The organism is Collinsella sp. CLA-ER-H2, from assembly GCF_040092405.1.
Classification (GTDB): Bacteria; Actinomycetota; Coriobacteriia; order Coriobacteriales; family Coriobacteriaceae; genus Collinsella.
On the sequence record NZ_JBBNLO010000007.1, the window covers coordinates 30,195 to 52,362 of the forward strand.

Genomic DNA, 22,168 nt, shown 5'->3' on the forward strand with positions numbered 1-22,168 from the left:
GGCAAGGTTCAAATCTATACAGGCGACGGCAAGGGCAAGACGACGGCTGCTTTGGGGCGCGAGAGGATGTCGAGGAACTGATTGCGATAAAGCCCGCCACCACGGAGCTCGTGCTCACCGGCCGCGGGCTGCTGCCGTTGGCCGACCTCGCGGACTTAGTCACCGAAATGCGTCCCATCAAACACTACTTCGACGAAGGCCTCCTAGCCCGCCAAGGCATCGAATACTAATTGATTCGTTTTCCGCCAACACCTACAGCTCATAAGGAAGTTGCGGTGGAATAGTACTTGTTTGACGGTCCGCAAGGGCTTTTCAGGAACTATTTCACCGCAACTTATCAGGGGTATCCGACGGATGAGCTAGGCGGTGGCGCGACCTAGCCAGTTGCCGCTGTGGTGGTAGATGGTGAACATGGTTGCGGTGATGAGCCAGGTTACGGGGTAGACCAGCAGTAGATGCTCGAGCGACGGATCGAAGGGCATGATCGCAAACACCCAAATCACTCTGAGTACGACGGTGCCAAAGATGGTGAGCATCATAGGCTGCAGACTCACGCCGGCGCCGCGGATGGAACCCGAGGCGTTCTCGATAATCGAGAAAATCGCATAGAACGGCGCAATGAAATGGAGGATGGTCGTGGTGTACGCCGAAATCGAAGCATCGTCGACAAACAAACGCGACAGCGGGCCCGAGAACACCAGCAGCACGGCAGACAGGCCACCAATGAGCATAAACGACAGCACGAGCGACGTATGGTAGCCCTTGCGCATGCGCTCGTAGTTGCGCGCGCCAAAGTTCTGCGCCGAGAACGTAGTGATCGATACGCCGAGCGCCTCGGTCACCATCCAGATAATGCCATCCAGGCGCCCAGATAGACCCCAAGCAGTCGTGACATCGGCGCCAAACGAATTAACCGACACCTGGATCAGCACGTTCGAGATCGAATAGGCAGCCGATTGAAAACCGAGTGGCAGACCACACGAGATCATACTCTTGCAAATACCGCGATCGATACCGAGCTTAGACAGCGAAAGACGCCATGCACCCGGAGCGCGAATCATGCGCAACACGATCATCGTTGCATTGGAGCAAATGGTCAGCGCCACTGCGATGCCGCAGCCCAGCGCCTCCATATGCAACACAGCGACAAAGATGATATCCAGCACCACGTTAACAAGGCAGCCAGAGGCAATGATCACGGCGGGCCCGCGCGTGTCGCCCACGGCACGCAGCAGTGCGGTTCCCATATTCAGCAGCAGTGCCGCAACCATCGCGGCAAAATAACAGCGAGCATAGGCCACACCCTCGGCCAATAGTTCATGCGGCGTGTTCATAAGCACCAGCATGGGCTCAACGAACACTATGCCGAGAATGGAGAAGACGATACCGCCCACCAGCGCGAGCGTCATGGCCGTATGAACCGAACGACTCAGTCGTTCATCATCGTGCTGGCCAAAATACTGACCGGTAATGACCGCGCAGCCGGCGCCGACGCCAACGCAAAAGCCAATGCAGAGCTCGGTGAGCACCATCGTGGCTTGAATGCCACCCAGCGCGAGCTTGCCGCCAAACTGACCGACGATATACGTACCGATAAGCGTGTAAGCCTGTTGAAAAAACGAACTAAAGAAGATGGGGACGCACAGCGACAGCAGCTGTTGCCAAATGACACCCTGCGTTACATCGATAGCCGTAGATTTCTTAGCCACACGCCCTCCCCGCCAACGTATGTTAAACAACAAAACGGCAATTTAAGACCAAAGCCAATATCAGCTTAGCACCGACTGGCGTCGACCGAAACACCCCGAATCAGAGCCAGGTGCGAAATATCTGCCTAGTGATACAAACCCGGCTGGTAGTGATACTCATTGCTCACGTGCGGGCACAGCTGCCAAAAGGCGACGGCGCTCGCCGCGGCCACGTTAAGCGAATCGACCCCGTGCGCCATCGGAATGCGCACCGCGTGGTCACAGCCGGCAATGGTCTTGGCGCCCAAGCCGGCACCCTCGGTACCCATAAAGATTGCCAAGCGATCAATCTCCTGCAGCACGGGATCGTCCAGCGATACGGAATCGTCCGTCAACGCCATAGCGGCACACGAAAAACCGGCATCGTGCAACGCGCTCAGACCATCATGCGGCCACACACGAGCCTCGCTGCCAATGCGCGTCCACGGCACCTGAAACACGGTGCCCATGCTCACGCGGGCCGAGCGACGGTACAGCGGGTCGCAGCACGTCGGGCTGACCAAAATACCGTCAACGTTCAATGCGGCAGCCGAGCGGAAAATCGCGCCAACATTGGTGTGATCAACAATACCCTCAAGCACGCACACGCGCACCGGACGACCCCCCGCCGCCTCGACGACGCCGCCCAAGAACTCATCAACCGGAATCTGACGCGGGCGACGGAACGCCGCCAGCGCGCCGCGCGTCACGTTAAAGCCCGTCAACTGCTCCATGAGCTCCATGGAGGCCACGAACACGGGAACCGGACCCGCTCCCTCGCGCACGACAAGCTGGTCAAACAGCGGCATCATCTGGTCGAGCCAGCGCTCGCCCAAAAGAAAACTCACCGGCTCGTATCCAGCACGCACCGCACGCTCGATAACCTTGGCGCTCTCCGCAATAAAGATGCCCTTCTGTGGCTCCAGCACGCAACGCAGCTCGCGCTCGGTCAGTCGCACGTAGGCATCGAGCCGCTCGTCCTCGAGCGAATCGATTCGCAGCACCTCAACGGCATCAGTCATAGAGCCAGCCCGCACCTTTCTTTACAGCACATCTATACCAAACGAGGCGACGCTAAGCGCCGCCCCATGCATTCAAATAACCCGATGATACCGTTCACGCCAGACGATTTACGCCTCAACGCGACGATACGTCACGAACTCATAATCGAGACCCTCGTCACCCTCGCCCGCGGCAATCGTGGCAACACCGCCACGCCGCGCAATCTCCCACGCGGGATCGGCATCCAAGTCGGGAAAGTACGTGTCCACGTCATGCACGCAATGGTCATGCGTAACCTCGGCCTCCACGCAATACGGCAAAAACTGTCGATATACCTCGCCGCCGCCAATCACCCACGCAACGGGTTCATCGGCTACCGCGGCGAGCGCTTCGTCGATGCTATGCACCACGTCGACGCCCTCGGCAGCAAAGCTCTCGTCGCGGGTGAGCACGATATTGCGGCGATTCTTGAGCGGTCGTCCGCCGGGAAAACTCAGCAGCGTCTTGCGTCCCATGATAACCGGGCAGCCCTTGGTGCAGGCCACAAAATGGCGCATATCGGCGCGATTGGACACCACCATGTCGCCCTCGCACCCAATGCCCCAATCGTCACACACGGCGACGATAGCAGATAGCTTACACGTCATGAGCACCACCTACACCGCAATGGGAATGTTCTTGACCTGCGGGCCGTGCTCATAGCCCTCGACGATCAGGTCATCGGTCGTAAACGCATAGAAGTCATGCACATCGGGGTTGAGCGTTACCTTGGGTGCCGCAAACTGCGGACGCTCGATAAGCTCGCGGACGATATCGACATGACGATCATAGATATGGGCGTCGGCGATCACGTGCAGCAGCTCACCGGGAATCATATCGACCGACTGCGCGACCATCATCAGCAAAATGGCGTACTGGCACACGTTCCAGTTGTTCGCGGCCAAAATGTCCTGGCTGCGCTGGTTGAGAATCATGTTGAGCGTCGGCTTGTCGTCCTGAGGACGCTGCGTCACGTTATAGGTCACGCTATAGGCGCACGGATAAAGGTGCATCTCGGACAGATCGCTAAACACGTACGTATTGGTAATAATGCGGCGACTATACGGCGTGTGCTTAAGGTCGTACAGCACACGGTCCATCTGGTCGAAGTCGCCCTCGACGTAATGGCTCTTCTGACCAATCTGATAGCCGTAGGCTTTACCGATGGAACCGGTCTCATCGGCCCACTCATCCCAGATATGGCTGTTGAGATCATGCACGTTATTGGACTTCTTTTGATAGATCCACAGAATCTCGTCCATGGCAGACTTAAGCGCCGTACGACGCAGGGTGAGCGCGGGGAACTCCTCGCGCAGATCATAGCGCGCCGTGACACCAAAGTTTTTAATGGTATAGGCAGGGGTGCCGTCCTCCCACACCGGACGGACCTTTTGGCCCTCGGTGGTGGTGCCATGGTCCAAGATATCGCGGCACATGGTTACAAACTGCTGATCAGCTTTGCTCATTGACCCTCCTGTCAGTCGCCTATAAGCGAGATTTATTGTAGCCCAGGCGCGCGAGTGTCGAATTGGACACTTAGTCCGGCACACGCAATGCACGGCAGCGCGGCTCCGCATGCGGCAACGAGGCATCTTAGCCTTTTTCTGACATATGACAGAAATGCCTTGCGCCCAACGACTAACGCGTTATCCTATTGTTGACATATGTCAGATAAGGAGTGTGCATGGCAGGAAGACGCGAAAAACTGCGCCGCGTCGGGATCATCCCCGAATACCGCGGCTTTACCCCCGATGGCCTGGCCAGCGGTGATGCCATCGACATGACCGTCGACGAGCTTGAGGTGCTGCGCCTGTGCGATCTGGAGGGCCTCAATCAGGAGGCCGTCGCCCTGCACATGGGCATCGCCCGCGCCACGGTGGCGGCAATCAGCAGTCGCGCGCATCGCAAGGTGGCAAACGCGCTGGTCAACGGACGAGCGCTCGTCATCGAGGGCGGCAATATCGCGTACTCCCCCATCGCCACGACGACGGCCGCATGGCCAGCAAAGGAGGTCGGCACCATGAGGGTGGCAACGACGTACGACAACGGCAACATCTTTATGCACTTTGGCCGCAGCGAGCAGTTCAAGATCTACGACATCCAGGATGGCAAGGTGCTCAACGAGCAGGTCGTAGGCACCGGCGGCACCGGCCACGGCGCCTTGGCGGGCCTGCTTGCCAACGGTGGCGTTGACACGCTCATTTGCGGCGGTATCGGCGGCGGCGCTATCAACGCGCTTGCCCAAGCCGGCATCACGGTCTATGCGGGCGCCCAGGGCAGCTGCGATGCCTGCGTCGAGGCCCTCATTGCCGGCACGCTCGCACAGAACGGCGAGGCCACCTGCGACTGCCATGGACATGATCACGAGCACATCCACGAGCATGGCGAGTCCTGCGGCTGCCACGGTCACCACGACCATGACGGGCACGAAGGCTGCGGATGCCACTAGCGGCAAGCACCTCGTCGAGAACGCGCTTCCACGCGTGCGACAACCAGCGAACAAACGGCGAAGGCCGCCTGGAATACCATCCAGGCGGCCTTCGCCATACACGACTCAATCAAGCCGTTACTTCTTATTGCGCATCTGCGCTTCCATCTGGCGCAGCAGCTCCATATCTGACTTGGGACCGCCCGTACCCAGGCCACCCATGCCGCCCAGACCCATAGCGTCCAGACCGGGGATATTGGGCATGCGCATCTTTTTGCCCTTCTTGCCCTTTTTGCCCTTCTTGCCGCCGGCCTGCGCCTGATTGGCCATCGTGCGCATGCGGCCCATCATCTTGTTCATCTCGCCCCACTGCTTCATAAGGCTATTGACCTCGGTGGGGGTCACGCCGGCGCCCTTGGCGATACGCGCGCGACGCTGTCCGTTGATAATAGAGGGACGCAGGCGCTCCTCCTTGGTCATCGACATGATGATGGCCTCGTTCTTGTCAAAGATGCCCTCGTCCAGGTTGCCGCCCATCTGGTTGAGCGCGCGCTGACCACCGGGAAGCATGCCCAGAATGCCCTTCATGCCGCCCATCTTCTTGACGGCCTTCATCTGGTCGAGCATGTCGTTCATGGTAAAACCCTCGCGCAGCATACGCTCGGCAGCCTCGAGCTGCTCGGCGTCGGCTGCCTCCTGGGCCTTCTCGATGATGCCGACAACATCGCCCATGCCCAGAATGCGCTTGGCCATACGATCGGGATAGAACGGCTCCAACGAATCGGGTTTCTCGCCCATGCTCACGAACTTGATGGGCTTACCGGTCACCTGGCGCACGGAAAGCGCGCCGCCGCCGCGGGCATCGCCGTCGAGCTTGGAGATGATCACGCCGTCAAAGTCGGTGCGCTCGGCGAAGGTCGAGACCACGTTGACAATATCCTGGCCGGTCATGGCATCGACGACCATCAGCACCTGATCGGGCTTGACGGCCTTCTTGATGTCCACGGCCTCCTGCATCATCTGCTCGTCGATCTGCAGGCGACCGGCGGTATCGACGATGACCACGTCGCGCAGGTGGTCAACGGCCTCCTGGATGGCGCCCTTGGCGATATCGACCGGGTGCGCGCCGTCACCGCGGAAGACCGGCACGCCGATCTCGCCGCCAAGCGTGGCCAGCTGGTCGGCAGCGGCGGGGCGGTAGACGTCGCACGCGGCGAGCAGCGGCGAGCGACCCTGCTTCTTGAGCAGATAAGCCAGCTTTACGGCTGCCGTAGTCTTACCGGAGCCCTGCAGGCCCACGAGCATGATGACATTGGGGATGCGGTTGCTAAAGACGAGCTTGCTCTCGGTGGAACCGAGCATCTCGGTAAGCTCGTCGAGCACGATCTTGACGACGTTTTGCGCCGGCGACAGCGACTCCATGACCTCGGCGGTCATGCAGCGCTCCTTGGTCTTGGCGACAAACTCCTTGACGACCTTAAAGTTGACGTCGGCCTCGAGCAACGCCATGCGAATGTCGCGCATGGCAGAGGTGATATCGGCCTCGGTCAGTTTACCCTTGCCGCGCAGGCGGTCAAATGTGTCGTTGAGGCGATCGCTCAGAGAATCAAACACTAGTCACTCCTTAGTTGGACTCGCCCACCAGGGCGCGGCAGAAATCTTTGGCATTAAACTCCTGCAGGTCATCGACCTGCTCGCCCACGCCGATGCGCAGGATGGGAAGCTTGAGCTTCTCGGCCACGGCCATGGCGATACCGCCCTTTGCCGTGCCGTCGAGCTTTGTCATGATAATACCGTCCAGGCCCAGCGCCTCGTTAAACTCGAGCGCCTGGTTCAGACCGTTTTGGCCCGTCGCGGCGTCGATCACAAGCACGACCGAAACCGGCATGGGACCGGCGGCCATATTGGCGGCGCGCTTACGGGTCACATTGACAACCTTGGCAAGCTCGCGCATGAGCTCAGGGCTCGTGTGCAGACGGCCGGCGGTATCGATGAGCACCAGGTCGCTGCCGCGCTTATCGGCCTCGTCGAGCACGTCGTAGCAAACACTTGCCGGGTCGGAGCCGCGATCGCGCTTGATGACGGGAACGCCGGCGCGCTGGCCCCACACATCAAGCTGCTCGATGGCGGCGGCGCGGAAGGTGTCGGCCGAACCGATCACCACGTTCTTGCCGCGGGCAGCCATGGCGCTCGCGATCTTACCGACCGTCGTGGTCTTGCCGGCACCGTTGATGCCCACAAACAGCACGCAGCTCGGCGTATCGGAGAACGGATCGCGCTCGATGGGCACAAAGTGCTGCTCAAGCTGCTCGGCCAGGGCGCGACGGAGTTGCGGGGCGGTCTTGAGGTTCTTCTTAGCCGCGGCATCACGCAGGTCATCGGAGACCTTTATGGCGACCTCGGCGCCCATGTCACCCATGACGAGGGTGTCCTCCAGGTCCTCCCAAAAATCCTCGTCGACCTCGCCGCCAAAGTAGAAGACCTCGTTGAGGGCCTCGCGGCTGCGCTCAAGTCCGCGCGAGAGAGCATCGAAGAATCCCATTATGCATTCACGACCTTTCCGGTTTCGCGATCGAGTTTTTGCGAGACGACGCGACTGACGCCGTCGGCTTGCATCGAGACGCCATAGAGGACGTCAGCGTCCTCCATAGTACGGCGCTGATGCGAGATAACCAAGAGCTGCGTATCGGAACGCAACACATCGAGCGCGCCGATGAGCTTGGACAGGTTGGCGTCATCGAGCGCCGCCTCGACCTCGTCCAGCACATAGAACGGCACCGTGCGCGTGCGATACACAGCAAAGAGCAGGGCGAGCGCCGTCAGACTCTTCTCGCCGCCCGACATGAGCATCATCTTGGTGATGCGCTTGCCGCGCGGCTGCGCCACGACCTCGATACCCGTCTCGGCAGGATGCTCGGGATCGGTCATCTCCAGATGAGCCTGGCCGCCCGGGAAGAGCATAGCGAAGATCTCGCGGAAGTTCGCGTCGACCTTCTCAAACGTCACCAGGAAGGCCTTCCGCATCTTGCGATCAATGGCCACCGTGATCTTGGTGAGCGCCTTGCGCGCGCTCTCCAGATCGGCCAGCTGCTCCTCGATGTAGTCGACGCGGCGCTTGAGCTGCTCGTACTCCTCCATGGCAACTTGGTTAACGGGACCAAGGTTGTTGATCTGGCGCACAAGCTGGTTGAGTTCGCGCTCGGCGGCATCGCGGTCTTTGGGCGCCGGAAGCATGAGCGCTTCCTCGAGCACCGTCGTGCCATCGGCGGTAATGGCCTTAATGGCGGCCTCTACCTGCACCTCGAGCTTGCCACGCGCGACCTTGAACTCGTTTTGCGTGGCGGAGGCGGTATCGACTCGCTCCTTAGCGCGGGCAACCTCTGCCTTGGCATCCTCGATGGTCTTCTTGAGCGAAGCAGAGTCCGCCTCCTCCAGAGAGGCCTGGTCACGCAGGCGCGCTGCCCAATCCGACGCGCGTTCCAACAGGGCAGAATAGCGTTCGTGCATGGGATCGACGCGCAGGCGCAGCAGCTCGAGCGAGCGCGAAGCCTGGCGTGTTCCGCGGATACGACGGTCGATGCCCTCAAGACGATGCTCCAGGTCGGGCACGCGGCCCTTCAGCGAACGCAGGCGTTCACTCGTCTGGGCTAGGCGAACCTTGGCGTCGGCGAGCTTGCCGGCAGCCTCGGAATCGTCACGGCGAACGCGGTCGAGTTCGTCGTTGGCCTCGGCAATCTGCAAGCCCAGATCGCTTGCCTGCGCACGGGCCTCGTCACGCGAACGGGTGAGCTCATCAACCCGCGGGCGCGCAGCGCGAACGGCTTCGGAGGCCTGCTCGCGGCGCTTGGAGATGCGCACGCGCTCGACCTCGGCATTGTTGACGCTTTGCTCCAAGCGGCCGATCTCGGAAAGCAGCGAGCGGCGCTCACCCTCAAGACGGGCGATCTCACCGGCGGCATCGCCCTCGGCGGCACGGGCCTCCTCGACGGCAGCGTTGGCCTCAACGACTTGGTCCGAAGCATGCTCAAAGATGGCAGCCAGATCGGGTTCCAGGCCCTCGAGCTCACGGATGCGGCGCTTGCACTCCAAGGCACCCGAAGCCTCGCCGGCATCAAGCCCCACGCGCACCAGGCCGCCGCAGGCGACGCGGGCGCCATCGGGGGTCACGTAAGTCACGCCTTCAACGACCGGCGCCGACAGCGCGGCAGCAAGATCGTCAACGACGTAATAGCCGCCGAGCAGCGCCTCGACGACGGGTCCGTAGCCTGCGCGCACGGACAGACGATCAACCAGGCGGGTACCGGCAGCGCCCTCAGCGGCGGTAGAGCCGCTCACGCCGCGCGCCACCAGCAGTGCTTCGCCCGAGGCCTTCTTTTGGTCCAGAGCCGCACGACCGGCACGCTCAAGCGTGGCGGCATCATCAAACAGCAGCGCATCGATATCGCCGGCGAGCAATTGCTCAACCAGGCCCTCAAGCTCGCGCGGGGCCTCCAGCACGTCGCCCAGACGACCCAAGACATCGTCGCCCAGCGCACCCACCAGACGGCTCACGAGCGGCGAGCTGTCGGCCATGCGGGCATCAAGCTTCTTTTGGCTGGCAAGCTCCGAGCGCACCTCGGACAGCTTGTTGCGCGCCTCACTCTCGCGGGCACGCAGGTCCTTCAGGGCCGCGCGTGCCGCCTCGGCGGCCTCACGCGCATCGACCTGAGCCTGGCGCGCTTCCTCAAGAGCGCCCTCAAGCTCCTCGGCGCGGTCGCGACGGCTCTCGAGCGAGGTCGTGACCTCCTCGAGCTGCTCGTCAATCTGCTCCAGGCGCGAGGCATACATGTTATCCTCGACCTCGGCATTGCTCAGCGAGTCCTTCACCTTGGCGAGCTCGAGCGCGGCGTTATCGGCTACACGCTGCACATCGCGCTGCTCGCGCGTGAGCTGCGAAATCTGATTATCGAGCGCCACGCGGCGCTCGTGGAGCTCGGCGGCGGCAGGACCGGCGGCGTCAACGTCCTCCTGGGCCTGCATATGCGCGCCGGTCACTTCCTCAAGCTGCGCACGTGCGTCCTCGAGCTCCTCGACCACGCGACGACGCTGATGCTCGGAGCTCGAGATCTGACCGCGCATGTCAGACAGGCGCGACACCATGTTGTGGCCTTTTTCCTCGAGCAGGCGCATGTCGGAGTTAATGCGGCCGACCACATCTTGCATATGGCGGCGCTGCTCGCCCAGATCGCCCACAAACAGGCCCTTTTCCTCGAGCATAACCTGGAGCTTCTCGAGCTCGCGCTCCTTTTCGCCCAAGCGGTACTGCGCAAGCTCAAGCTCGGCCGCGCCCTCTTTGGAGCGGCTCTCCAGGTCGTTCCACTGCGACTGCAGCGAACGCAGCTCGTCAACGGCCAGCATCTGCGTAAGCTCATTCGCGCGCGAGGACAGCTCTTTGTACTTGCGCGCGCGATCGACCTGACGCTCCAGCGGTCGCAGCTGACGGGCGATTTCCTTATTGATGTCGCGGGCACGCGTCAGGTGCTCGTCCATCGACTTAATCTTTTTGAGCGCACGCTCTTTGCGGCGCTTGTGCTTGGAGATGCCGGCGGCCTCCTCGATGAGGGCGCGGCGCTCCTCGGGGCGGCTCTGCAAAATGGCGTCGAGCTTGCCCTGGCTAATAATGGAATGCGTATCCTTACCCAGGCCCGAATCGTGCAGGATGTCCTGAATGTCCATCAGGCGGCACGGACTCGAGTTGATGAGGTACTCGCTTTCGTCCGAGCGATACATGCGACGAGTGATAGCGACCTCGTCAAAATCGACGGGCAACATATGGTCCGAGTTATCGAGCACCAGTGTGACCTCGGCGACACCCACCGGCTTGCGCGCTGACGAGCCCGAGAAGATGACATCCTCCATGGCCTGGCCGCGCAACTGCTTGGCGCTCTGCTCGCCCAGGACCCACAGGATGGAGTCGGAGATGTTCGATTTTCCCGAGCCGTTGGGACCGACGATGACGGTCAGGCCCGGCTCAAACGTCATATGGGCGCGGTCGGCAAACGACTTGAACCCTTTGAGCGTGAGGGACTTGAGATACACGGTTCCTCGCTTACACGTGCTTCTTATTCAGAATCACGCCGTTGGTGGTGTAACCCATGCGGTCGAGCGCTTCGAGCGCGGCGGCTCCCTCGGCTTCCTTCTTTGAGGAGCCGGAGCCGCGACCCTGACGAATACCATCGATCAACACCACGGCGGTAAAGGTGGGCGCATGCGCCGGGCCCTCGGAGCCAACGAGCTTATACGCCGGGGGCTCGTGACCGTCGGCTTGCACGCACTCCTGCAAAAACGACTTGGGGTTCGCGGGATGCTCGGCGCGCTCGGAAGCCAAATGCGGCTTAAGCGTACGATGGATAAACTCCGCCGCAACGTCCCAGCCGGCATCCAGGTACAGTGCGCCCACGAGCGACTCATAGACGTTCTCGAGCGCCGAATGCAGGCCGCGCGCACCGGTACCGGTCTCGGAGGCACCAAAGATGATGATGTCGTCGATGCCCAGCTCGTGAGAAACCTCGGATAGCGTAGCGCCCGAGACAAGCGACACCTTCAGGCGCGTGAGCTTGCCCTCGTCAAACTCCGGATAGGACTCAAACAGGGAGCGTGCGACCACAGCACCCAAAATGGAATCGCCCAAGAACTCAAGGCGCTCATAGCTGGCAGAAACCGGCTGGCCCTCGACTGCCGAGGGATGCGTAAGGGCCGCGCGCAGCAGCACCTTGTCATTGAACTCATGGCCCAGAATCTCCTGGGCGCGCGTAAGTCGTTCGGATAAAGCCAAGACTTAGGCCTCCTTGGCAGCTTCGATAGCGTCGACGGCGTCGGCGACAGAGTTGAGCGAGAGCAGAGTCTCGTCATCGATCTCGAGGTTGAACTCGTCCTCGATAGCCGTAACCAGCTGCAGGCGCTCGAGCGAGTTGGCATCGAGGTCGTCAAAGGTGGTCTCATCGCTAATTTCGGCAACATCGACGCCCAGAACGTCAGCAGCGACCTCGGCGATCTTGTCGAAGATTTCGGAGCGGTCCATAGCGCTTCCTCTCATAGTGCATGAATACCAAAAGAATGGTACCGCCCGGGCGGTACCAAGACACGGTTCTGATTCTACCCCACGACGTGCGCCGCGAAGCACATAACAGCGCCCTAACTCGCTCTTATAAAACGATACCGTCCATAGAGTTGGCGACATTCTCGACCAGCCCGGCGCGCACGGCTTCGGCCGCCGCGAGCGTACCGTTTTTGACAGCCTCGACTGAGGTGGCGCCATGGCCGATCAGGACCACGCCGCGCAGGCCCAGAAGAATCGCGCCGCCCTTGGCGTCGCCAGAGAGCTTGGCCTTAATCTCGCGCATCTGCTTTTTGATGAGCAGCGCGGCAATCTTGGTGCCGAGCGAAGACATAAAGACACCCTTGAGCTCCCGCAGCAAAAACTTGGCAGCGCCCTCGGTGGCCTTGAGCGCAATATTGCCCGACATGCCATCGGCAACGATGACATCGAAGTTACCCGAGGTGATGTCCGTTCCCTCGCAGTTACCAACAAAGCCGGGAACGGCGGCTTTCATGGCCGGGAAGCAGGCCTTGGTAAAGTTGGAGCCCTTCTCGTCCTCGGTGCCGTTGGCAAGCAGGCCCACGCGGGGATGCTCGATACCCAGGACGACGCGGGCATAGGCGCTACCCATCTGAGCAAAACGCACCATATCGTCAACCTCGACATCAGGGTTGGCACCCATGTCGCACAACACCGTCAGACCGCCGGCGCGATTGGGCAGCGCATTGGTCAGACAGGGGCGCACCGGCTGCTTCTTGCCTTCGGCCTGATACCTAAACGGCGTCACGTAGGCTGTGGCAGCGGCCGTCATGGCGCCGGTGGAGCCGGCAGAGAAGAACGCATCCGCGTTGCCCTTCTTAATGGCGCGGCAAGAAAGCACGATCGACGACTTACGCTTGGTCATCACGGCGCGAATGGGATCGTCATCCATGGCGATAACGTCGGGCGCCTCAAGGGCCTCAACACGTGCGTGGGAAGCTGCAAAGGGATTGACGATTTCGGCGGGGCCAGCTGCCAAGACCTCGATATCGGGATCGGCGGCAAGCGCAGCCTCGATACCATCGAGAACGACCTGAGGTTTCTCGTCTCCGCCCACAACGTCTACACAAACGCGAACGTTACTCATATACATGCTCCTTATACAAAAATGGCCGACTCATTGAGCCGGCCATTGTGGTTCCATTTGGAACGGCATCGCATCCAGAGTATACCGTTACTCGGTAACGATAACCTCGCGGTCCTTGTAGAAACCGCAGCTGGGGCACACGTGGTGCGGAAGCTTAACAGCGCCGCAACGGGGGCACGTGGACTGAGCCGCAGCCGAGATCTTCATGTTGGCGGAACGACGGGTGTGAGTGCGGATACGACCCTGCTTTTGTTTAGGTACGGGCATAGTGACCTTCCTTATGAACTATCCAGTGTGGCGATTACGCGCAAGTAGCAATACTACCACAGTTTTACTCATCGAGCTTGAGATTCTTCAACGCTGCAAATGGATTTTCCGTGGCTTCGGCCCATTCGGCCTCGGCTTGGGCAGCACAATCACATTGCTCCACGTTGAGATTGCAACCGCAAGTGGGGCACAGACCGCGACAATCGGGCTTGCAGAGCACCACAAACGGCGTGTCCATAACGACCGCGTCATTGATGGGCTCACCCAGATCGACGATGCGGTCCTCACCCAGGAGCTCGTAGCCGTCCTCGTAGGCCTCGGGATCCTCGGGCTCCTCAAAGAGGTAGAACTCCTCGATCTCGCCGGCGATATCAAACGAGGCGGGCTCCAGGCAACGGTCGCACTCGCCGGTGGCGTGCGCGCGGACCATGCCCGTGAGCAAGACACCGGTACCGGCATTGGTAAAGACAACGTCGTAGTCGATGCCGTCCTGAAGCTGGTACTCCTTCTCGCCCACCGTGTAGGTGGCGACATCGACCTTACCGGTCAGCGGATACGAATCTCCAGGAAACTCGAGTTGCTCGGAAAGATCGACGGTAACGCTCGGGAACTCAGCCATTACCACTGACCATTCTGTTGGGCGGCACCCTCGTTGAGCTGCTGACGGCAACGGGTAACGGTGCCGGTCAGGCTCTTGAGGTTCTCCTCCAGGTGCGTAAAGACCTGCTCTGCGTAGTCCTCGGCAGCATAACGCGTCTCGCGCTCGTACTGCTGGGCACGATCGCGGATGTCGTCGGCCTGCTGCTGCGCAAGGCGGACGATCTCCTGCTCACCGGCAATGGTGAGAGCCTGCTGCTGAGCGTCGGCGATGATGGAATCGGCCTGAGCGGCGGCGGAAGCCATAAGCTCCTCGCGCTCCTTAAGGATACGGCGGGACTTCTGCCACTCCTCGGGATAGCTCATACGGATCTCGTCGAGGATGTTGAAGAACACGTCGGCGTCGATGACCTTGAACTGAGCGTTCTTGCCGAAAGGCGGCTTGGCTTCCTCGATCAGCCCTTCGAGCTCATCGACCAAGCTGACGATCCTATCGCCAGGAAAATTCTCGCCCGGCATCCGGTCTCCTTTCATAGGTAACATATCATCGTGCTAGTTTACCACATGCCACCAGGCAATAAGAAACGTCACGAAAAGCGATGTTTGAGCGCTTCGACCACGTTGGACGGGACAAACGTCGATACATCGCTGCCGAGCGAGGCGATCTGGCGAACAACCGAGCTCGAGATATAGCCGTACTGCGGCGCACTCATGACAAAGATGGACTCCAGCTCGCTATCCAGACGATAGTTAAGGTCGGCCTGCTGCAGCTCATATTCAAAGTCGGTCATGGCGCGCAGACCCTTGACCACGGCCCCCGCCCCCTGCTCACGAGCGAAGTCGACCAAGAGGCCGGTAAAGGGCAGGACCTCGACGCCGTCGATATCACCGAGCGCCTCGCGGGCCAGCGCCACGCGCTCATCGAGCATAAACGTGGTGCCCACGCCGTTTTTACCCTGCGACTCGGCAACAGCGACGATCACGCTGGGAAAGATGCGGCGGGCGCGACGGATCACATCGATATGGCCAAACGTGATGGGATCGAAGGTGCCCGGGACGATCACGCGGTTTATGGTGTCATTCATGGGCGTCCTCCTGAAACGTCGTGGCATCGTTGTTCTCGGCATTTGCGCCGGCGCTGTCGCCTTCACCATCGTTATCGTCGACCCAACGAAGCAGGTCGACCGAGGTAATGCCGTAGCGCTTCTCACGTACAGTCTCAAAGCCTGCCGGATGCGCGCCCGCATCGGCGGCGGCATGCTCAAACAGGGCATAAGCGCCAGCTGCAAGCAGACCATGCTGAGCCAGGTTCTGCAGCAGTTCCTCGACCGGCTCGGCACCAAAAGCATAGGGCGGGTCGAGCAGGACCAGATCAAAGGGGCCGCCCGGTACACGACCGCGCAAGGCACTCGCCAGCATGTCGCCCGTGACCACGCGCCAACGCGCGCGGTCACGGCAGAGCGACTCGATATTCTTGGTAATGAGCCGCGCGGCGTTGCGATCGATCTCGAACGTGGTGAGTGAGCGGGCCCCACGAGAGAGCATCTCTAACCCTAAGGCACCGGAGCCGCCAAAGGCGTCCAGCACACGGACCTCGTCCAAATCGAAATCGAATGCCGACATGACCATAGATGCGCACGCCTCGCGTACGCGATCAGTCGTGGGGCGGGTGACATCGCGACCACGGGGCTCCTCGATCTTACGACCGCGCCATTCGCCGCCGATGATTCTCATCCTCCGCTGACCTCCTTAAAGATATGTCGATAACGCATGGCGACCGCGTCGCGCAAGGGACGCGTCGCCACAGAGTCAAGGTTGCAAGCATACCGCAAGAGCTCGAGCGCGTCCAAATGGGCCCACTCGATCAATTCCTCGTCGGCATCCAGGTCGACAAAACGCAGGGTCACGCCACCATGCTGGCGATAACCCAGGATCTCGCCTTCATGGCGCAGGCGCAGGTCCATCTGGGCGAGCGTAAAGCCGTCCGAAGTCTTTTCGAGCGACTGGAGACGGTCTTGCGCCGCCGATGCGCCGCCGTTGCCCTTGGAGTGCGTCATGACCAGGCACGTGCCCGACACGCTGCCACGGCCCACGCGACCGCGCAGCTGGTGCAGGGCAGCCAAACCAAAGCGCTCGCCGTTCTCGATGACCATGACGGTGGCGTTGGGCACGTCGACGCCCACCTCGACCACCGTAGTCGAGACGAGCACGTCAATCTCGCCACGCTTAAAGGCATCGATAACCTGGTCCTTCTCCCCCGCTGGCATACGGCCGTGAAGGCGCTCGATGGCAAGACCCGGCAACGCCAAACGCAGGCGATCGAGCTCGGTCGCCGTATCGTGCAGCGGCACGGGGACGGTTACGCGGCCCTCATCGTCGCGGGCAATACCGGGCACGTCTTCCAGCTCATCGGCCGAATCACTCGGCTCCACGAGCGGGCAAATCACGTAGGCCTGCTGACCCTTTTCATGCGCCTCGCGGATGGCTCCATAGGCGAGGTCACGGCTCGACTCGGTGAGTACGCTTGTCGTCACGCCAGCGCCAGGGACGGGCCGATGGCGGATGATGCTCGTGTCCAGATCGCCGTAGACCGAAAGTGCCAACGTGCGCGGGATGGGCGTCGCCGTCATAACGAGCAGATCGGCACCCGGGCCCTTCGCGCGCAGCGCGTTGCGTTGGCCGACGCCAAACCGGTGCTGTTCATCGATGACCACGAGCGACAGATGCTTGAACGCAACGTCATCCGAAAGCACCGCATGGGTACCAAAGAGGACGTCGAGCTCGCCCGATTTCAGCTGAGCATGGATGCGCTCGCGCTCTGAGGCCGGCGTGGCACCCGTCAGAAGCGCCCAGGACATGCCGGCCTGCGAGAGCAGAGGGCCGGTCTTATCGGCATATTGGCGCGCCAGCACGCCCGTGGGCGCCATAACGCAGGCCTGCGTGCCGCTATCGGCAGCCACAGCTAGCGCGCAGGCGGCAACGGCGGTCTTACCGGTACCGACATCGCCCAGCAGCAGGCGGTTCATCACGCGCCCACCATCGCACATATCGCGCAGGATATCCTGGAACGCGGCCTCCTGCTCGTCGCTCAGCGAAAACGGCAGGGCCTGCTTGAGCGCGGCCAGGTGCTCGCCCGCGGTGTGGGCATAGGGCACCACATCGACCAGGCCGCCGTCATTGCGCAGACGCAGCGCCAGCTGCAGGTAGAGGCACTCCTCGTATGCCAGGCGACGACGCGCGATGTCGCGCTCGGCCATACTCGATGGAAAATGGATTGAGCGCAGTGCGCGGGCATTGCTCATCAGGCGGCGCTTGACGCGCAAGCGTGCAGGAATAGGATCAAAGGGATTGCCGACGACCTCGAGCGCGCCGCTTACGATGCGGCGCATCCACGCCTGGCTCACGCCATCACTCACGTAATGGACCGGCAGGATGGTGCCTGCGGCACGCCCGTCCTCGAGCTTTTCAAAGTGCGGCGAGGCCATCTGCTTAAAGCCGTAGGCAAACTCGACCTTGCCCATCACGGCCAGGCGGTCGCCCTGCTTAAGCTGCTGGGCAATCCAGGGCTGGCGGAAAAAGGCGAGCTGCAGCACGCCCGTCTCGTCAACAAGCGAGACCTCGGTCACCTGCATACGCGGACGCGGCTGCTTTTGGACGATGCGGTCGACCGTGGCGATGATGGTGCACACAGTGCCGATGGGCGCCATCTCGATGGACCACGAACGGGTAAAGTCGAGGTATCGATGAGGAATATGGAGAAGGAGGTCCCCCACCGTCCGAATTCCCAGACGGCGAAGGGCCTCCTCACGTTTACCCGAAACATATTTGAGTCGCGCGATATCCTCGTCGAGCGCATTGCTCTGGGCAAAGCGCTCCGAGACGCGCGGCACGGAGCACAGCTCGGACATGGGCAGTTGCCTACTCGATCGAGAAGATCACGGGATAGAGCGGCTGCTCGCCACGATGGGCGTCAACCTCCAGGTCGGGCTGAGCCTCCTCGATGGCGTCGACGATCTCCTGGAAGGCCTCATCGGACAGCTCCTCGCCGGCGAGAATCGTCAGCGCGTCGCCCTCCTCTTCCTCCTGCATGCGGTTGATGCAATCGAGCGTGACCTGCTTCACGTCGGAGCCGACCACGTCGATGGAGCCGGCAATGATGCCCATGACATCACCGGAGTGAATCGGCGAGCCGTCGGAAGCGCTGGAGTCGCGCACGGCGCGGGTGACCTCGCCATCGCGGACCTCGCTGATGGCGTCGACCATAGCGGCAACGGCATCCTCGAGCTCGGAATCGGGCAGGACCGCGAACAGCGCGGAGAAGGCCTGCGGAACGGTCTTGGTGGGAACGACGGCAACCTTCTTGTCGGTGCAGGCAGAAGCGGCAGCCTCGGCAGCCATGCGGATGTTACCGTTGTTGGGCAGAATAATGACTGAGGTCGCGTTGACCTGGTCCACCGCGCCCAGCAGGTCTGCAGTCGAGGGGTTCATGGTCTGGCCACCCGACACGATCACGTCGACGCCGAGGGACTTGAGGATGTCGGCCTCGCCAGAACCGGCGGCAACGGCGACAAAGCCCAGCGCCTTGGCGGGCTCGGCGGCCTTCTCCTGGTCCTCGTGAATCTTAGCGGTACGGTCGTGGGCCTCCATCTCCATGTTGTGGATAAAGACCTCGTAAATCTGACCAAGCTGCAGCATATGCTCGAGCACCAGGTTGGGGGTGTTGGAGTGCACATGGATCTTGTAATCGGGGTAGGCGCCCACGAGCAGCTCACAGTCGCCCATGGAGCCCAGGAACTTAAGGCACTCGTCCTCGTCAAACGGGGCGTCGGCCTTAAAAAGGAACTCGTTGCAGTAACGGAACTCCGAGCCCTCCCAGTCGTCGTTAGCCTCGATCTCAACGCGGCCAAGAGCGGCGTCACGGGCAGAGCCGGCGGAATCAAACGTGGCGGAGAAATCCTCGACAACGGTGCTGCGGCCGAGCGCAGCGGCAACAAAGTTCTCCAGGAAGATGGCAAAGCCAAAGGCGCCGGAGTCGACCACGCCGTTCTCCTTCAGAACGGGCAACAGATCGGGTGTGCGGGCGACGGACTGGTACGCCTCGACGACGATGGCATCGAGCGCATCCTCGGCTGAGAACTTCTTCTTCTCGCACTCATCGGCCTTGGTCGAGACATCGCGCAGGACCGTGAGGATCGTGCCCTCAATGGGCTTGCGGACGGCCTGGAAGGCGACCTTAACGGCACGACGGAACGCATAGGCGATGTTGGCAGCCGTAATAGGCTCATCGGCAGAGACGAGGCCCTCGGCCACGCCGCGCAGAATCTGCGAGGTGATGACGCCGGAGTTACCGCGGGCGCCCATCAGGGAGCCGTGAGTGATGGCGCCGGCGATGGCCTCCATGTCGGCATCGGCAGGAAGGGCGGAGAGCTCCTTGGTCACCGAGGCGAGCGTGAGCGACATGTTGGTACCAGTGTCGCCGTCGGGTACGGGGAAGACGTTGAGCTTGTTGATCTCCTCGGCCTTGTCGGAAACGGCAGCCGCAGCGATCGGAAAACAGGTGCGAATGGTCTTTGCAATCATGGGTATTTGAATCTCCGTTTTCGGATGCTAGTTCAGACGGCTCTTGAGCGCGTCGATGTGGATGCCGATCTTAAGGCTGGCGGGATCGATCTGGGCGATCTCCTGCAGGGTGAAGGCAACGGAGCTCGAAAGATTGTGGCAGACGGACTTCATATTGACGCCGTTCTCGAGCACGACGTGAAGATCGACCGTAAGGCCGTTCTCGTCGGCGGAGACAAGCACGCCCTTGCGGAGGCGCTGACCGGCAAGCAGGCGCACGCTCTCGGCGCCCTGGAGCTGCTCAGCCATACCGACAACGCCATAGCACGTCATCGCGGCATAACCGGCAATATCGGCAATAACGTCGTTCGAGACGCTCAGGCTGCCGTTAATGGTCTCAGACACAAGAATCTCCTTTTCTTGGTGCTCGCGGCACCATGTCGTGGGAGCAATCATTGCAATATTCTACAACGACCGCGCCATGTTGAGGTGGCGGGCCTCGGGATTACATCCTCGACACGAAATGTTGATACGGTAACGTTCGCGAACGGCGATCGCGGCATGAAAAAACCCGCCGCATACGCGACGGGTTTTACAACCTGGCTCCCCGGGTAGGACTCGAACCTACAACAGCGCGGTTAACAGCCGCGTGCTCTACCATTGAGCTACCGAGGAATTTAAAAGCCCAACGGAAAGGGCTGAAAAATTCTGGCTCCCCGGGTAGGACTCGAACCTACAACAGCGCGGTTAACAGCCGCGTGCTCTACCATTGAGCTACCGAGGAATAGGTGCGTGCTCTCAAGCAACGAAGTTTATTATACGGACGAATCAGCTTAGGGCAAGAACTTTTTTAAGAAATTTTCCGACCTAATCGTTGGGGACGTTCTTAAACGACTAGTCATTCAAGAACGTCCCCAACGACTACATGAAAGCGCCCCCAAGCAGATGTGCTTGAGGGCGCCTCTTGCTTGACTAGCTTTCGATATAGTCTTTGAGCTTGCTGCTGCGGCTCGGGTGGCGGAGCTTGGCCAGGGTCTTAGACTCGATCTGGCGAATGCGCTCGCGCGTGACACCAAACTCGCGGCCGACTTCCTCGAGCGTACGGGGATGTCCGTCGACAAGGCCAAAGCGCAGCTCGATAACCTTGCGCTCACGATCGGCAAGCGAGTCGAGCACCTGGGTGAGCTGCTCCTGCAGCATGGAGAAGCTGGCCGCATCGGGCGGAACGATGGCCTGGGAGTCCTCGATGAAGTCGCCCAGCTGAGAATCCTCTTCCTCGCCGATGGGGGTCTCGAGCGACACGGGCTCCTGCGAGATCTTCTGGATCTCGCGGACGCGGTCGGCACTCATGTCCATCTCGGCACCGATCTCCTCGGGGGTCGGGTCGCGACCCAGGTCCTGAAGGAGCTGGCGCTGCACACGGACGAGCTTGTTGATGGTCTCGACCATGTGCACGGGAATACGGATGGTACGGGCCTGGTCGGCGATAGCGCGCGTGATGGCCTGACGGATCCACCACGTGGCATACGTGGAGAACTTAAAGCCCTTCTGGTAGTCGAACTTCTCGACGGCGCGAATCAGACCGAGGTTGCCCTCCTGGATCAGGTCCAGGAACAGCATGCCGCGACCGACATAGCGCTTGGCGATGGAGACGACCAGACGCAGGTTTGCGCTGATGAGTGCCTGCTTGGCTTCGAGGCCCACGTTCTCAATACGCGTAAGACGACGCATCTCGGCACGCGTGAGTTCGAGCTCACCAGCATCGGCAGCCTCGAGCTTCTCGGTGGCCTCAAGACCGGCCTCGATCTTCATGGCCAGATCGACCTCTTCGGAGGCGGTCAGCAGGTCGACCTTGCCGATCTCCTTGAGGTACATACGGACCGGGTCGCCGGTCAGCATCACTGTGGAGGCGTCGATGCCGCGCACGCGCGAACGCGAACGGGACGTGCGCACGGTGCGCTTCTTCTTGCTCTTGGAAGAACCCATCTCGGCGTCGGCCTGGCGGGCCATCTTGAGCTCATGATCGTCGAGCGAGCCGGAATCGTGCTCGTCGTCGTCATCGAAATCGTCGGTATCGGTATCGTTATCGTCATCGTCGACGTCCATGGGGGCGTCGTCGTTACCGCTCGCGGAGATAATCTGGATGCCGCTGTTGCGCAGCGCGGAATACACCGCGGTGAGCTGCTCATCAGTTACATCGATATCCTTCAGGGCGACCTGAATCTCGTCCTCGGTTACCGAAGTCCTGTTTGAGCCGTTGCCCATAAGCTTTGCAACGTAGGATTCCAGCCCAGTACCCGTGCTCTCAGTCTTTTTTGGCACAGATTCTCCCTTCATAGTCCACA

The 22,168-nt window shown here is 61.0% G+C and carries 22 protein-coding genes and 2 tRNA genes; 3 read left to right on the forward strand and 21 right to left on the reverse strand.

Features of this window, described 5'->3' with window-relative positions:
• Window positions 1–12 precede the first annotated feature (12 nt).
• Together AAAX59_RS03220 and AAAX59_RS03225 are read left to right on the forward strand one after the other, a co-directional pair.
• Window positions 13–81, forward strand: coding sequence for a cob(I)yrinic acid a,c-diamide adenosyltransferase (locus tag AAAX59_RS03220; protein ID WP_148331513.1), 69 nt, complete (start codon window positions 13–15; stop codon window positions 79–81).
• Between the two features lie 29 nt (window positions 82–110).
• Complete coding sequence (locus tag AAAX59_RS03225) at window positions 111–230, forward strand: cob(I)yrinic acid a,c-diamide adenosyltransferase (protein WP_271733428.1); 120 nt, start codon at window positions 111–113, stop codon at window positions 228–230.
• A gap of 129 nt (window positions 231–359) precedes the next feature.
• On the opposite strand, the gene AAAX59_RS03230 is transcribed toward AAAX59_RS03225, so the two are convergent.
• From AAAX59_RS03230 to thyA, 4 genes are all read right to left on the reverse strand, one after another.
• Complete coding sequence (locus AAAX59_RS03230; protein WP_349070538.1) at window positions 360–1,709, reverse strand: MATE family efflux transporter; 1,350 nt, start codon at window positions 1,707–1,709, stop codon at window positions 360–362.
• 125 nt (window positions 1,710–1,834) lie between these two features.
• Window positions 1,835–2,749, reverse strand: coding sequence for an RNA methyltransferase (locus AAAX59_RS03235; protein ID WP_349070540.1), 915 nt, complete (start codon window positions 2,747–2,749; stop codon window positions 1,835–1,837).
• 108 nt (window positions 2,750–2,857) lie between these two features.
• Window positions 2,858–3,376 (reverse strand): dihydrofolate reductase, encoded by a 519-nt coding sequence (locus AAAX59_RS03240; protein WP_349070542.1) that lies wholly within the window; start codon window positions 3,374–3,376, stop codon window positions 2,858–2,860.
• 9 nt (window positions 3,377–3,385) lie between these two features.
• Complete coding sequence (gene thyA / locus AAAX59_RS03245) at window positions 3,386–4,234, reverse strand: thymidylate synthase (protein ID WP_349070545.1); 849 nt, start codon at window positions 4,232–4,234, stop codon at window positions 3,386–3,388.
• A 218-nt stretch (window positions 4,235–4,452) separates the two neighbouring features.
• On the opposite strand from thyA, the gene AAAX59_RS03250 reads away from it, so the two are divergent.
• On the forward strand, window positions 4,453–5,217 hold the full coding sequence (locus tag AAAX59_RS03250; protein WP_349070546.1) for a NifB/NifX family molybdenum-iron cluster-binding protein: 765 nt from the start codon (window positions 4,453–4,455) through the stop codon (window positions 5,215–5,217).
• A 117-nt stretch (window positions 5,218–5,334) separates the two neighbouring features.
• On the opposite strand, the gene ffh is transcribed toward AAAX59_RS03250, so the two are convergent.
• The 17 genes from ffh to rpoD form a co-directional block, all read right to left on the reverse strand.
• Window positions 5,335–6,810: a signal recognition particle protein gene (ffh, locus tag AAAX59_RS03255; protein ID WP_117637757.1), complete on the reverse strand. Its 1,476-nt coding sequence runs from the start codon at window positions 6,808–6,810 to the stop codon at window positions 5,335–5,337.
• Between the two features lie 10 nt (window positions 6,811–6,820).
• Window positions 6,821–7,738, reverse strand: a complete 918-nt coding sequence (ftsY, locus tag AAAX59_RS03260) for a signal recognition particle-docking protein FtsY (protein ID WP_055286404.1) — start codon at window positions 7,736–7,738, stop codon at window positions 6,821–6,823.
• Window positions 7,738–11,274, reverse strand: a complete 3,537-nt coding sequence (gene smc / locus AAAX59_RS03265) for a chromosome segregation protein SMC (RefSeq protein WP_349070548.1) — start codon at window positions 11,272–11,274, stop codon at window positions 7,738–7,740. Before smc ends, ftsY begins: the two co-directional genes overlap by 1 nt.
• A gap of 10 nt (window positions 11,275–11,284) precedes the next feature.
• Complete coding sequence (gene rnc, locus AAAX59_RS03270; protein ID WP_195363930.1) at window positions 11,285–12,010, reverse strand: ribonuclease III; 726 nt, start codon at window positions 12,008–12,010, stop codon at window positions 11,285–11,287.
• Window positions 12,011–12,013: 3 nt separating this feature from the next.
• Window positions 12,014–12,256 (reverse strand): acyl carrier protein, encoded by a 243-nt coding sequence (locus AAAX59_RS03275; protein WP_006234023.1) that lies wholly within the window; start codon window positions 12,254–12,256, stop codon window positions 12,014–12,016.
• A gap of 124 nt (window positions 12,257–12,380) precedes the next feature.
• Entirely contained in the window at window positions 12,381–13,400 is a 1,020-nt protein-coding gene (gene plsX / locus AAAX59_RS03280) for a phosphate acyltransferase PlsX (protein ID WP_349070549.1), read from the reverse strand.
• 87 nt (window positions 13,401–13,487) lie between these two features.
• A complete protein-coding gene (gene rpmF, locus AAAX59_RS03285) occupies window positions 13,488–13,667 on the reverse strand; it encodes a 50S ribosomal protein L32 (RefSeq protein WP_022094017.1) in 180 nt (59 codons plus the stop codon).
• A 64-nt stretch (window positions 13,668–13,731) separates the two neighbouring features.
• Window positions 13,732–14,286, reverse strand: a complete 555-nt coding sequence (locus AAAX59_RS03290; protein WP_128620683.1) for a DUF177 domain-containing protein — start codon at window positions 14,284–14,286, stop codon at window positions 13,732–13,734.
• Complete coding sequence (locus AAAX59_RS03295) at window positions 14,286–14,783, reverse strand: ATPase (RefSeq protein ID WP_040358176.1); 498 nt, start codon at window positions 14,781–14,783, stop codon at window positions 14,286–14,288. The genes AAAX59_RS03290 and AAAX59_RS03295 overlap by 1 nt, the downstream gene beginning before the upstream one ends.
• Before the next feature lie 68 nt (window positions 14,784–14,851).
• A complete protein-coding gene (gene coaD / locus AAAX59_RS03300) occupies window positions 14,852–15,349 on the reverse strand; it encodes a pantetheine-phosphate adenylyltransferase (RefSeq protein WP_055286393.1) in 498 nt (165 codons plus the stop codon).
• Window positions 15,342–15,998, reverse strand: a complete 657-nt coding sequence (rsmD, locus tag AAAX59_RS03305) for a 16S rRNA (guanine(966)-N(2))-methyltransferase RsmD (RefSeq protein ID WP_349070551.1) — start codon at window positions 15,996–15,998, stop codon at window positions 15,342–15,344. Before rsmD ends, coaD begins: the two co-directional genes overlap by 8 nt.
• The gene (gene recG, locus AAAX59_RS03310; protein ID WP_349070553.1) at window positions 15,995–18,172 is read right to left on the reverse strand and encodes an ATP-dependent DNA helicase RecG; all 2,178 of its coding nucleotides are present in this window, start codon (window positions 18,170–18,172) and stop codon (window positions 15,995–15,997) included. Before recG ends, rsmD begins: the two co-directional genes overlap by 4 nt.
• 10 nt (window positions 18,173–18,182) lie before the next feature.
• Entirely contained in the window at window positions 18,183–19,844 is a 1,662-nt protein-coding gene (locus tag AAAX59_RS03315; RefSeq protein WP_349070555.1) for a DAK2 domain-containing protein, read from the reverse strand.
• 27 nt (window positions 19,845–19,871) lie between these two features.
• The gene (locus AAAX59_RS03320) at window positions 19,872–20,228 is read right to left on the reverse strand and encodes an Asp23/Gls24 family envelope stress response protein (RefSeq protein ID WP_022093773.1); all 357 of its coding nucleotides are present in this window, start codon (window positions 20,226–20,228) and stop codon (window positions 19,872–19,874) included.
• A gap of 195 nt (window positions 20,229–20,423) precedes the next feature.
• Window positions 20,424–20,498, reverse strand: a tRNA-Asn gene (locus AAAX59_RS03325).
• Window positions 20,499–20,532: 34 nt separating this feature from the next.
• Window positions 20,533–20,607, reverse strand: a tRNA-Asn gene (locus AAAX59_RS03330).
• 188 nt (window positions 20,608–20,795) lie between these two features.
• Window positions 20,796–22,145: an RNA polymerase sigma factor RpoD gene (rpoD, locus tag AAAX59_RS03335; RefSeq protein ID WP_195363137.1), complete on the reverse strand. Its 1,350-nt coding sequence runs from the start codon at window positions 22,143–22,145 to the stop codon at window positions 20,796–20,798.
• Between the last annotated feature and the right edge of the window lie 23 nt (window positions 22,146–22,168).